7 protein-coding genes are annotated in these 13,071 nt (G+C 46.1%); 4 read left to right on the top strand and 3 right to left on the bottom strand.

Annotation, left to right across the window (positions count from 1 at the left end):
- The first annotated feature begins 141 nt into the window (after positions 1-141).
- On the top strand, positions 142-837 hold the full coding sequence (locus NC994_RS05410; protein WP_190438503.1) for an SH3 domain-containing protein: 696 nt from the start codon (positions 142-144) through the stop codon (positions 835-837).
- A gap of 99 nt (positions 838-936) precedes the next feature.
- Here the strand turns inward: NC994_RS05410 and NC994_RS05405 are convergent, their stop codons facing one another.
- Complete coding sequence (locus NC994_RS05405; protein WP_190413901.1) at positions 937-1,308, bottom strand: hypothetical protein; 372 nt, start codon at positions 1,306-1,308, stop codon at positions 937-939.
- A gap of 240 nt (positions 1,309-1,548) precedes the next feature.
- Entirely contained in the window at positions 1,549-3,258 is a 1,710-nt protein-coding gene (locus tag NC994_RS05400; protein ID WP_190413903.1) for an AarF/UbiB family protein, read from the bottom strand.
- Positions 3,259-3,914: 656 nt separating this feature from the next.
- On the opposite strand from NC994_RS05400, the gene NC994_RS05395 reads away from it, so the two are divergent.
- The gene (locus NC994_RS05395) at positions 3,915-5,171 is read left to right on the top strand and encodes a Na/Pi symporter (RefSeq protein WP_190438499.1); all 1,257 of its coding nucleotides are present in this window, start codon (positions 3,915-3,917) and stop codon (positions 5,169-5,171) included.
- A 115-nt stretch (positions 5,172-5,286) separates the two neighbouring features.
- Here NC994_RS05395 and NC994_RS05390 read toward each other — a convergent pair whose 3' ends face one another.
- On the bottom strand, positions 5,287-7,947 hold the full coding sequence (locus NC994_RS05390; RefSeq protein ID WP_190438496.1) for a M1 family metallopeptidase: 2,661 nt from the start codon (positions 7,945-7,947) through the stop codon (positions 5,287-5,289).
- A 478-nt stretch (positions 7,948-8,425) separates the two neighbouring features.
- Between NC994_RS05390 and NC994_RS05385 the strand changes: the two genes are divergently transcribed.
- Both NC994_RS05385 and NC994_RS05380 read left to right on the top strand, forming a co-directional pair.
- Positions 8,426-9,661, top strand: a complete 1,236-nt coding sequence (locus NC994_RS05385; RefSeq protein WP_190438711.1) for a glycerophosphodiester phosphodiesterase — start codon at positions 8,426-8,428, stop codon at positions 9,659-9,661.
- Positions 9,662-10,120: 459 nt separating this feature from the next.
- Positions 10,121-13,012, top strand: a complete 2,892-nt coding sequence (locus NC994_RS05380; RefSeq protein WP_242032568.1) for a tetratricopeptide repeat protein — start codon at positions 10,121-10,123, stop codon at positions 13,010-13,012.
- Positions 13,013-13,071 lie beyond the last annotated feature (59 nt).

Below are 13,071 nucleotides of genomic sequence, written 5' to 3'. Positions count from 1 at the left end.
ATTGACTCTTAAATATATCTTGAGATAGATATGGAATTTTTGATTGTAGGCAAGTCCGAAAAATCAGTTTGCATCATTGTGTTTAATAACATGCGGAAGGAAAACAACCTTCACAGACTGATTTAAAGGAAAAGAACTACTATGCGCCTTGGATCTCTTAAAGTAATTGGTGGATGTGCCACAACGGTTACGCTACTAGCCCTTGCAGTAGGTTTGTCCGTCCCCAAAAATTTAGCTGAACCTTCTCAAGATGGTAACAAATTTGCTCCCAGAACTGTCGCACCAGAACAAGCGGGAGGTGTTACGGAAGCTCAGACAGCCCGCGAAGCGATAAAAGCTAGGGTTGGTACGGCAAATGCTCTCGGTGCAGATATCGCTGGCACAGCGACGGATGATGGTCGGGTTTATAACGTCCTGAGTACCGTGAACATTCGCTCTTGTCCCAGTACCAGCTGCCGTATCCTCCGGGTCGCTAGACCCGGAGCTGATGTTCTCAACGATCCTAGCGGAGGTACGCAGCAAGGCAATGGTTATACTTGGATTCGCGTAACTTACGGATTTAATTCTACAAATGCTTGTGATAGCAATCGTGCTCAAGGATGGATGATTATTAATCCTCTCGCTCCTGGAAAGGTTCGCGTAACAAAAGGGCCGTTAAATGTTCGGTCATCGCCATGTTCGGGTCGCATTATTAAAACTTTACCCACTGGCACAACTCTAGACTTCCATCCAGACCAAAATCAATGGAGCAACAAGTGGTATAAAGTTGTTGTTCCTGGGGCGACGCCAGGGCCTTTGGGCTATGTTGATGGTTGGGACTTCGCGGATGTCTACTAATATCGGTTCCAAATAATCATTGCTATTTAATCTAAAAGAAAGAGGGTAAGCAGTTGCTTACCCTCTCTCTTTTAAATAGCAAAGCGAATCGCTAATCGCTTATTCCCAAGCATCTAAATCAAGTGCGCGAGAGCCACCGCGTTCTAGCTGACCTAAAAGGCTTTTGAGTTGCGACCAAACTAACATGCCAATAAATAGAGTGAGTGGCATCGAAGTCCCAAAAGACAGCCATCCAGGAAAGCCAAAAATCTCTAATCCAGCTACTAGAAACAGACAGATTCCGCCACAAATTCCCAAGAATGGCAACTGTAATTGTATCCCTTGCATCTGAGCCAAAGTCCGGGTAGAGCGGTTCTTCGACCATTCCCGCACTTGCTGTTTGAGGGTGGCTTCAAAAGCAAGACCACAGGTTATTCCAGCAAACAAACCGAAAACAAGTAAAAAATACGGCGGATCTGGGAAATAGTACACTAAAAACTCCTAATAGGTAACGGGTAAATGGGCAACGGGGAATCGGTAATGGAATTACCAATTACCGCTATGTGCAACTTTTTCTCAGCCTCTAATTTATCAGGGGTTGGGGCGATCGAAATGTCAAGCAAATTTTGTCAGCTCCCCCAATCCCCCTATGAGATGGAGGGAGAAATACAGAAAGTTGCACACCGCGCCAATTATCAATTACTCATTACCGATTCCCTAAGACCCAACACTTTATTCTCTCTCCTGCAAGGCAGCAAGTGTGGCAAAAGAAGGTAATAGTGCGGCGACTCCTTCAGTGGAGAGTTCCGTTAAGGCTCCGAGGGCTACATTAAACAACCGTGACGGCTTCAGGTCATCTTTCACTAGATTCCATAGACGTCGCACTTCTTCGGTATGAAGTCGGTCATCTTCTGTCAAAGCGATTAGCACTTGGCGTCGCAGAAATTGTCCTTCTTCAGAGAGGAGAAACTGTAATCCTAGTTGAGCCGTAGGCAATAGATCGAAGTTATCATCTGAGCGAGCGATCGCAATCATGTTCTCTAACCGCTGCCATTGGAATTTGCCGTCTTTGAACAAGACTTCAATTAAACGTCGCCGCATTTCTGGAGATTCGCCAGTCAGCAAACGCCGCGCTACGTAGGGATAGGCAACTTCGACAATTTTGAAATTGGGATTTAAGCTAAGAGCCAATCCCTCTTGTGTCACCAAGGAACGAATAATTAAGGCAAATTTCGCCGGAATTCGGAACGGATAGTCGTACATCAGTTCCGAGAACTTGTCTGTAATTGTCTTAAAGTTAAAGTCTTGTACACTTTCGCCGATGACATCTCCCAGTACGCTTTCTAGGGCTGGAATGATCGGAACAATATCCGTTTCTGGCGTCAAAAAGCCCAACTTAACAAAGTCTTTGGCTAACTCAATATAGTCTTTGTTAATTAGGTGAACGACGGCACTAACGAGGGTTTCTTTGGTATCCTCCTCCATCTGATCCATCATGCCAAAGTCTATATAAGCCATACGACCATCTGGCAGGGCAAACAGGTTACCTGGATGGGGATCAGCATGGAAAAAGCCGTATTCCAATAGCTGTCGTAGACCGGCGGTGACGCCAATCTCGATCAAGGTATCGGTTTCCAAATCGGCTGCTTTAATGCGCTCGGTATCGTTCAGTTTGAAGCCGTCAATCCACTCTAGAGTCAGGACGCGAGTGTTGGTGTAGCGCCAGTAGATGGCTGGGACTTTAACGCTGGGGTCATCGCGGAAATTAGTGGCAAACTTTTCGGCGTTTCGTCCTTCGTTGAGGTAGTCAATTTCTTCAAATAACTTGTAACCGAATTCATCGACGATCAGAGTCAGGTTATGCCCTAAATTTAGGGGAAGCCAAGGACTCAACCAAGCCGCCATCCATCGCATCAAGTAAAGATCGAGGGTGATGGTTGGTAGCAAGTTGGGGCGTTGCACCTTGACGGCGACTTCTTCGCCGGTGTGAAGACGCGCTCGATAAACTTGACCCAGACTGGCGGCAGCAAGTGGTTCTGGGGATATTTCTCTATATATCTCTTCTACTGAGCGTTCTAGCTCGGTTTCAATGATATTGAATGCGATCGCATTATCAAATGGCGGCAGTTGGTCTTGTAATTTGATGAGTTCTTCTAAAAAGTCTTTCCGCACTAAGTCGGGTCTTGTGGAGAGAGCTTGACCGACTTTAATAAAGGTTGGACCCAGGCGAGTGAGGATTTCCCGCAGTTGAGTGGCGCGTTTCTCTCGATTCTTCCAGTCCTGGTTCAGCCAATCGTCCCACTTTAAGCCAAGAACAAACCCTGCAAATAACCAGATAATTTTGATGGCTCGCCAGAGAACTCGCCAGGGACGATAGCGGAAGTACTGGGCGATCGCTTCGGGATCGTAGCGCCGAGACTGGATGAGGGAGTACCGATTCACGCTTGTGCTTGCCTCTTTTAACCTAACTTAATTCGCCATTAGCGGCTTCTGGGAGTATTCAAGCCACTATTTAACCTAATCAATCGAATAACATTAATTTCCAGGGATTTCGACCGCATTCTTTCGTAACTTTACTCATTGATTTTTACCAGGTTTTTAACGTTTTATTAACTATAGTATACAAAACTACAGACACTTGCGGGGATCGCCCATCTGCTTTAAGAGAGCAAACAGTTCCCTCACTTGCTATTTTTTCTCTGTCAAGGTTCCATGACAAAACTGCTAAAGTCTCCTACCAGCAAAACCAGCAGCGACTAATTATTCTTAAGGAAGAAATTAAAATAATCTTAAGTATATTTTAAATTACGAATAAATAGTGTATTAGAGCCGTGAATCTCCCTCTGAAGAGGTAAGCACCGTAGGGGAGAGACATCGAAAATCTTTAGTGTCTACCCAGCAGCTCGAAAATGCTGTTTCGAGTCTAGACGCTGGGCAAGGTAGTCAAAGCGCAGCGCCAGTCCGATAGAGAGTTTTATCAGTATCAATTTGGTTTAGATCAGCATGACGAGTGCTATGGCTTTGCTTTGCCATGAGCGTTTACTTCGCCCGTAGCTGGGATTAAGAACCTATATTGCCGTTATTTTGCGGGGTCATTCATGTTGTTTTCAAAAAATTCAAAGAAAAAAATACTCAAGTTGTTGGGTTTGAGCCTTGTAGTTACAGCTTTGATTGTTAGTCCTTCCCTATCAGGAAATAATTTCCACTTATTTAACGCACCGGCGTTAGAAGTCAGTGTCAACGCTCAGCCTCCGGCTGGAACTGATGCGGCACAGCAGAATCCTGCTTCCCCTGAAGGCGAAGAAAAGGGAAAAAGTGACAAGGCTGAGAGTGCCTCGTCTGAAGGAGAAACGAAAGGAAAGATCGATATTTTCAAAATTGTCATGGGTGTGCTGGCGGGTCTGGTGCTGTTTTTATATGGTGTGACCCGGCTTGCTGAGGGACTCGAAGCGATCGCAGGCGATCGCGCAAAAAATCTCATCGACAAGTTCACCAGCAATCGCTTTGCCGCAGTGGCAACTGGCACGGTGGCAACAACCATATTAGATTCATCGTCGGTCACGATCATCATGACGATCGCGATGGTGAGTGCTGGGTTGTTGACGTTCGTCCAGTCTCTCGGCGTGGTTCTGGGTTCCAACATCGGGACGACCATCGGCGCTGAACTGATCGCTTTTAAGATTAACGAATATGCACCGATAGCCCTGTTCCTTGGCCTCTTGTTGCATTTTTTGGGCAAGACAGACCGCTGGAAGAACATCGGTTTAATTTTGTTGGGGGTAGGCTTGCTGTTCTTCGGTCTAGACACGATTGACGAGGCGATGAAACCGTTCCGGGACTACCAACCCTTTATTGATTGGATGAAAACCTTAGGGGAAAATCCGCTGCTGGGTGCCTTAGTTGGGGCGCTGTTTACCGTCTTGATTCAATCCTCTTCCGCCACAGTAGCCATTGTCATTACGCTGGCAGCTTCTGGCTTGATCTCATTGCCCGCAGGCATCGCCTTGATGCTGGGTGCGGAAGTAGGCACCTGTGCTGACACGCTGGTAGCAACGATTGGGCGATCGCGCGAAGCTGTGCGGACGGGTGTCTTTCATGTGATTTTCAATGTGATAACCGCAGTCGTGGGGATCTTATTTGCGGCTCAATTAGCAAGCCTTGCCCAGTGGATTTCTGGGGGGGCTGATGTTGCCCGCCAAATTGCCAATGCTCAGGTGATATTCAACGTATTGGGCGTAGTGTTGGTTATCGGGTTTCTACCGTTAATCGCCCGTGGATTGGAAATGCTAATTCCCGGCGGTAAATCGAACCGGCAACTCGCAGGGGAGCCTCAAAGGGAACAAACTAAAGTGTAGAGAGGCAATACTTATCGGTTCTCTCCCCCAACTCCACTGTGACAGGGAAAGGAGATCCTTGTTTTCCGGTTAGGGGAGATTGGGGGAGAGGTCGGGTTGATGCGATCGCAATTGCTTAGGTACCTGAGGTGCTGGACTTCGCTTCTAGGTTTTCCAAGCGGCTTTTGAGTTCCTGGTTTTGCTTCTTGATCAGGTCGAGTTCGTCTCGCAGTTGCTTGATCGCTTGATCCGATCCAACATTTTTTTGCACCCGCTCAACCGCTTCCTCAGCGATGCGACGGACTCGTCCATCGGGGGTTTGGTCGGCAAGACTTCGCAAAATCCCAATCGCTTTGGGAGTCTCCATTTGCCCTAGTGCGATCGCGACTGATACTTGGGTTAAGAAAAATGTCTCTTTGGAGAGTGCGGCAAGTTGTTCGAGAATTCGTTCCAAGTTGACATTATTCTGACCCGTTGAAATGGTTCCCAAAGCGCGAATCGCTGCTAGACGCAACGCTTGCGGGACGCCTTGGGCAGTGTATTCCAGAATCAGATCCAGCGCTTGGGGTGAAGTTTTCAGTTGAGACAAACCAGCGATCGCGCCAGTTCTCACAACCTCATTCCAACCCGCCTTTTCTTTGAGTACTGTTTGCAGCAGCTTCAGCACTTTCTCTTCTTTGGGCTTTTCGTCCAGATTTGCCGCCCCAATTCCGCCAATCGCATTCACGGCTGCGGACTCCACATAGTAGCTAGCGTCGCCGTCTTCTACTAATGGTTTCAGTGCTTTGTAGCTGTCGTGGGTTTTGATCGTTCCCAATGCTTGCACCACTGCACGACGCACTAAGGCTTCTTTATCTTTTAGACCCGCAACTAGACCGTCAAACGCTTGATCGAGTTTAACTTCTGCCAACTGTTTAGCAACTTCCGCCCGAACGCCCCAGAAAGAATCGTTTTTCAGGGCAAAAGAAAGTGCTTTTACGACCTCCAATCCGCCTTTCTTCGCTAACGCCTCAGCCGCGTAGATGCGGGAGACGGGATCGGGATCGGATTGCAGTTGGGCTTTGAGTTCCTGAACTGGGTACTCTAAAGACACCGTTTTTAAGAAATTATTCCCGATGTCAAAACTAATAAAATTCGGTTTTTCTTCGAGGGGGAAGTAAAAGCTTTGTTCCCGTTCGTGAACCCTGACTGCGAAAGTTTTGAAATTGACAGTAGAGGATTGTTCAGGCGAGGAATCTCGCGTCTCTACACGATCCTCGTTAGAGGAATTTCCTGAGACATAGCCAAAAGCAATGGGAATTTTTAGGTCAAATAAATCGCTACGACTGCCGTTAGTATCGCTGGTGGCTTGAGTTTGAGCAACGGTAACTTTAGCCAACTTGCTATCAGTATCCCAGGAATAAGCAACTTTGAAATCTGGATGACCGCCGCGATAAACGTACTGATCAAATAAAAATAGTAAGTTGCGACCCGTCGCTTTTTCAATTGCCCGTAGCAGGTCAACAGTTTCAACTGTTTTATGGGCGTTGTCCTGAACAAAGGTGTGGATGGCTTTAAAAAATAGCTCGTCTCCCAACTCCGCCCGAATCATGTGATAGACACAAGCACCTTTTTCATAGAGGTGGCGGTCATACAGTTCAATCGCCTCGCGATAGACATGAGTGACAATCGGGCGACGGTAACGGCTGCTGTCTTCTACAAGGTAGCTACGAGCTTCATTGAGCAGGTAATACGCTGCATCTTGCAAACCATACTCTTGGTGTGTCCACAGCACTTCTGAGTAAGAAGCCATCCCTTCTTTAATCCAAGCATGAGACCAGTGCTTGATGACTACTAAATCTCCGAACCACTGGTGGGCGAGTTCGTGAGCCACTAAGCTTTCAGTGGTGCGATTATCTAAAGATGCCCGTTTATCCAGCAAGCAGCGGTCGGTTAGCAGCGTGGTGGAGGTGTTCTCCATCCCGCCAAAGATGAAGTCATCGACGCACACTTGGGCGTATTTGGGATAAGGGTAGGGATAACCAAATTTTTCGCTGAAAAATTCAATCATTTCGGGCGTTTTGCCCATACTGCGGCGGGCGTCTTCTTCTCTGCCCTTCTCCACATAGTAGGTGACGGGTTTGTCATTCCATTCATCTTGAATTTCGGCAAAGTCACCCACCGCGAGCGTCATCAAGTAGGTGGGATGAACTTGCTCTTGCAACCAGTGATAAGTTTTGTAGTGGTTATCTTCCTCAGTTTTAATTAGCAATCCGTTGGAGATGGCGACTAGGAGTTTGGGAACTTTGACCCGAATTTCTGAAGTGGCTAACTGTCCGGGATAGTCGAAGCAGGGGAACCAGAAGCGGGAATCCTCATCTTCTCCCTGCGTCCAAACTTGAACGGGTTTATCGGGATAGTGTTTATTGGGGGAAATAAAGTAGATACCGCGCTGGGGTTTTTCCACCGAGTAGGCGATCGCTATCTCGATTGTTTTTCCCACCTGAGTAGGTGTCTGCATCTGGATGTGCAGTTGTTCGCCATCATAGTCAAAGCTTTGCGGTATTTCGTCAACCTGCACTGACTGAATATTTAGGTTGACGGCATCTAAGGTTAAACGGTCAATCCCACTCCGCACCGGCAGTAAGGTAATGGCGCAAGTACCTCCGACGGTTTGATTAGGAATATCCAGGGCTAAATCCAGGAAAATATGCTCGACTTGTCCGGGTCGATCTGGGTTGTAGTGGGGACGGGCACCGGGCAGTTCAAAGGATTTGTGACCGTTATTTTCTGAATCGAAATAAGTCTGCAACTTCATGGTGAGATTGACCTGTAAGACTCCGAAGTATAGCCGAGAATCAGGGCTAAGGAGGTTATTTCTTTAGGTTAACGCCTTCAGACTGCGTGGACTTCTCTTCTAAGCAGGGCGACGCGCGGGGTATCCAAATTTGTAGCGAACACCCAGATGCTTTGTCACTTCAGACGCGATGATTTTCAAGCTTCACTTAGCGTTGTGTCTACTTGCGCTCTCAAAAAAGTGCTGACTTGTAGGGGCGTGTTTATGCCCATTGGCGTCAACTTGAGAAAAAGCAGAGCGAGAAAGGGTGGGATCGCAGATTCTATCCAAGCGCAAATGCTATATTTCTGCTCTTTTAATCAATCTTTAAATGGTATTTATACTTAGCTTTACCCAGCCTAATGCTCAAGCTTAATCTCGGCACCGTACATTTACTTAAGTACATTTACTGATGAATTTCATATCAACCAAGCTTGAGCCGATTGGTGAGGAAAGCAATATGTGGCGCGTTTTTAAGCTAGCTTTATTAACAACAGCAGCTTTGGCAGTTTTTCCAGTGGGTGAAGCAGCAGCAGCAACTTTGACGGGTGCCCCTCCAATTGTGATTGGACACCGGGGCGCTAGCGGCTATCGTCCAGAACATACGTTAGCAGCCTATGAGCTGGCAATTGAGATGGGCGCTGATTTTATCGAACCTGACTTAGTTTCGACAAAAGACGGCGTTCTTATTGCTCGCCATGAAAATGAAATTTCTGGAACGACAGACGTTGCAAATCGCCCAGAATTTGCTAACCGCAAGACAACCAAAACAATTGATGGAAAACCAGTCACCGGCTGGTTTACCGAAGATTTTACCTTGGCTGAAATCAAGACCCTCCGGGCGAAAGAGCGTATCCCTGAATTGCGCCCCGGATCGGTTAAATATGATGGTTTGTATGAAATTCCGACTTTGCAGGAAGTTATCGACCTAGCCAAGAAAAAGAGTGCCGAAAAAGGTCGCACGATTGGTATTTATCCGGAAACGAAGCATCCGACCTACTTTGATTCCATCGGATTATCGTTAGAGGAACCTTTGGTAAAAATCCTCAGCGAGAACGGTTACACCGATGCGGATGATGCGGTTTTCATTCAATCCTTTGAAGTTGCAAACTTGAAATTTCTCAAAACACTGACGAATTTGCCGCTGGTTCAGTTGTTTGATGCAAGTACCGCCAAGCCGTATGATTTTGTTGTCAGTGGTGATTCTCGCACCTATGGCGATCTCATAACTTCTTCAGGATTGAATGCGATCGCGCAATATGCAAGCGGAATTGGCCCTTGGAAACGCCTGATTATTCCGGCTGAGACGGTCGATCAAAATGGCGATGGTCAACCTGACGATCTCAATGGAGATGGGGTCATTAGCGATGCTGACAAGCCATTGTTACAACCCACATCCCTAATTAGTGACGCCCATGCGGCGGGTTTGCTGGTTCATGCCTACACTTTCCGCAGTGAAGACTTCTTCCTCGCTCCAGACTACAACGGCAACCCAGAGCTGGAGTACGAACAATTCTTTAAATTAGGGATTGATGGCGTCTTTACCGACTTCCCAGATACCGCTGTTGCAGTTCGCAACCGGATTGCTGGCAATCCCAGCAAAGACGTTCCCGAACCCACAACCTTACTGGCGTTTGGTATTCTTCCAATCGCAGAAATTTTGCGCCGTCGCCAAAATAAATTCAAAAAGGCTTGATTGAGTAGCCGTCTTACACTCGCGCTACTCAGATCACTTTCCTCTATTAGCTTTCCTCTGTAGATGCTGAGCTAAACATCGCCGAACGCATCTATCCGAACACATCTATCCGAACGCACCGATAAAGTCCGCTTCAGCGGGCTTTTTTTATGGCTATTGAGTAATTAAACGGTAAACCCTAGTCACAAGGATCGCGAGATACTTTTGAGTTTCACCAGCAGCATTTAGCGATCGCGCAATTACTCAAGACGCAAGCCATTATCGGACAAGTTCCTGGATAATCTTAACGGGAATGTGTACCGAGAGCGATCGTGTTGTCTTTCCCCTGCACCACTGGACACTCCCTATCAGTCTGGGCTAAGACTGTAAACTGCACTCAATCAACATCTTCCTTCAGCTATGCGCCCTCAACTCGGAATCTTTGCGCTTATCGCTTTCCTAGCTACCATTTCAGCGCCTTTGAACGCGCCTTCCATAACACAGGTGTTGGCACAAACTTCAGAATCCCGCAAAGTAGAAGCTGAACGCCTTTTAGAGCAAGGTATTCAGCAGATTGATAACCGTCAACTTGACAAAGCCTTACAGTCGATACAACAGGCATTGACGATTTATCGAGAACTCAAAGATCGTCAGGGAGAGGGAACCGCTCTAGCAAACCTGGCAAGTATTTACTATTGGGTGCAACAGTACTCTCAATCAATTGATTTCCAACAGCAAAGTTTAGCGATCGCGCGAGAGATTGCAGATCGTCCCTTAGAAGCGAAGAATCTAAGACAATTGGGAAGTACGTACTCGGCGCTGGGACAACATCCCCAAGCAATCGAGTATCTGCAACAAAGTTTAACTCTTGCACGGGGAATTAAAAATCCTAAAAGTGAAGCAGCCGCTCTTGGTATGCTGGCTCTTGCTTATCAACAAATAGGAGACTATCAGAAAGCGATCGATTCTTGGCAACAAGCACTCCCTATTTTTCAGCAACTCAAAGAACGTAGGGCGGAAGGAGCTGCTCTTACATCTATCGGAAGTTACTATCAGTTGCTGGACAACTACCCTGAAGCTCGAAAGTTTTTCCAACAAGGTTTAGTCGTTGCCCAAGAACTGAAAGATCGCTCTAGCCAACAGGTAATTCTTGCACTTCTGGGTCATGTTCATGAATCCCTCGCTGAATACTCCCAATCTATTGATAAATATCAACAAAGTTTAGTTATGGCGCGGGAAATGGGGGAATCGGCAATTGAAGTAGAAATTTTGAATAATTTGGGCGGGATTTATGCCAATCTATCAAGATATCAGGAAGCAATTGAATATTATCAGCAAAGCTTAACCATTGCCAAAAAAATTAACGCTCGTCAATCAGAAGCGGGTATTTTGTCTAATTTAGGCACTGTATATAAAAATTTGAACGATTCTCCCCAAGCAATTCGCTATTATCAGCAGAGTTTAGCAATTACCGATGAACCCAATAATCAACAAAGTGCCTTAGAAGTTCGAGAAAAACGGAAATTATATGCCCAAACAATCCTAAACTTAGGAAACATTTATCAAGAAAGTGGCACAACAGATAAAGCAAAAGAATTTTATCAGCAAAGCTTGAAAATCGCCCAAGAAATCAACGATCGGGATTTGCAAGCAGATATCTTAAATTTTTGGGGAATTCTCTCCTATCAAAATCTGGGGGACTACCGGCAAGCCAGTGAATATTATCAACAAAGCTTAGCCTTAGCTAAACAAAATAATAATAAACGCGGGGAAGCAAAAGCGATAGGCAATTTGGGACTCGTTTATAATTCTATGGGCGAGTACGATAAAGCGATGAATTACTTTCAGCAAGATCTTGCAATTTCTCGCGAAATTAAAAATAAACGAGGGGAAGCCATCGCCTTAAACAATTTAGGGCTGACTTTTATGCGTGCTGGTAAGCTATCGGAAGCCGAAACATATTTAAAAAATGGAATCGAAGTATTAGAATCTGTCCGATCCGGATTAGGTAGAAATGATGCTAGTAAAGTATCACTTTTTGAAGATCAAGTCAGCACTTATCGCAATTTGCAACAAGTTTTACTTGCCCAAAATAAAATAGAAGCCGCATTGGAAATTGCTGAACGGGGGAGAGCAAGAGCCTTTGTTGAGCTATTAGCTTCGCGGTTATCTGAAGCATCCGTTCAAGCTACGCTTACCTCACCGAATATCAACAAAATCAAAGAGATTGCCAAGCTTCAGAACGCTACCTTGGTTGAATATTCTATTGTCTACGAAGACATAGATGCCATAGGAAAAAGCTCGCAATCCCAAACATCTGAAATTTATATTTGGGTAGTTAAACCAACCGGCGAAATTGCCTTTCGTAAAGTCAACCTTAAGTCTTTGCGACAGCAAAAAAAGAGTTCTTTGGAAGAGCTTGTTGTCAGCAGCCGCGAATCGATTGGTGTTAGAGGTCGTGGTTTAGGTGTAGAGGCTAAAGTTCCTGGAAGTCCAGCAAAACAAGGCTTTAAGGAACTTCACGAACTACTCATTAAACCTATTGCCGACCTACTCCCAAAAGACCCAAATGCTCGTGTTATCTTTATTCCACAAAGCGAACTGTTTCTAGTTCCTTTCCCAGCATTGCAAGATGCTTCTGGCAAATACTTAATTGAACAACATACTATCCTCACCGCACCTTCGATTCAGGTACTGGATTTAACGAATCAGCAACAACAGCTTGTAGGAACGCGAAGTTCTACTTCTGTACGAAATCAAGATGTGCTGATAGTTGGGAATCCCACAATGCCGAGTGTTCCTGAAAAAATCGGCGATCCGCCGACTCAGTTACCGAGCTTACCGGGTGCAGAACGAGAAGCTTTAGCGATCGCGCCTCTGTTTAAAACGAAAGCTTTCACCGGCTCTCAGGCAACGAAAACAGCGATTCTGCAACAAATACCTACAGCACGAATCATTCATCTCGCAACGCATGGCTTACTAGATGATATTCGAGGGTTGGGAAGTGCGATCGCGTTGGCTCCATCTGGCAACGATAACGGCTTACTCACCGCTGAAGAAATTCTAGACTTGAGATTCAATGCCGAATTAGTAGTCCTGAGTGCTTGCGACACAGGTAGAGGCAGAATCACTGGCGATGGCGTGATCGGTTTATCTCGCAGCTTAATGAGTGCGGGTGTACCCAGTGTAATTGTGTCCCTCTGGCAAGTGCCAGACGCTCCTACAGCCTCATTGATGACAGAATTTTATCAAAATCTTCAAAAAACGCCCGATAAAGCCGCCGCCCTGCGAAGCGCTATGCTAAGCACCATGAAGCAACATCCAAATCCTAAAGACTGGGGGGCATTCACTTTAATTGGAGAAGCAGAATAATTAAAAATTGAAGAATTTCCAGACGTTGCACATTGGACGGATGATAGTGTCGCGCAAAG

This window comes from Trichocoleus sp. AS-A1 (assembly GCF_039962015.1).
In the GTDB taxonomy this organism is placed as follows: domain Bacteria; phylum Cyanobacteriota; class Cyanobacteriia; order Cyanobacteriales; family FACHB-T130; genus FACHB-T130.
The sequence above is the reverse complement of the archived record's forward strand: the minus strand, read 5'-3'. Positions and strand labels throughout refer to the sequence as shown.

Excerpts from the sequence above, each read along its gene's own strand:
- NC994_RS05410 (WP_190438503.1), top strand. The coding sequence starts at position 142 with ATGCGCCTTGGATCTCTTAAAGTAATTGGTGGATGTGCCACAACGGTT.
- NC994_RS05395 (WP_190438499.1), top strand. The coding sequence starts at position 3,915 with ATGTTGTTTTCAAAAAATTCAAAGAAAAAAATACTCAAGTTGTTGGGT.
- NC994_RS05390 (WP_190438496.1), bottom strand. The coding sequence starts at position 7,947 with ATGAAGTTGCAGACTTATTTCGATTCAGAAAATAACGGTCACAAATCC.
- NC994_RS05385 (WP_190438711.1), top strand. The coding sequence starts at position 8,426 with ATGTGGCGCGTTTTTAAGCTAGCTTTATTAACAACAGCAGCTTTGGCA.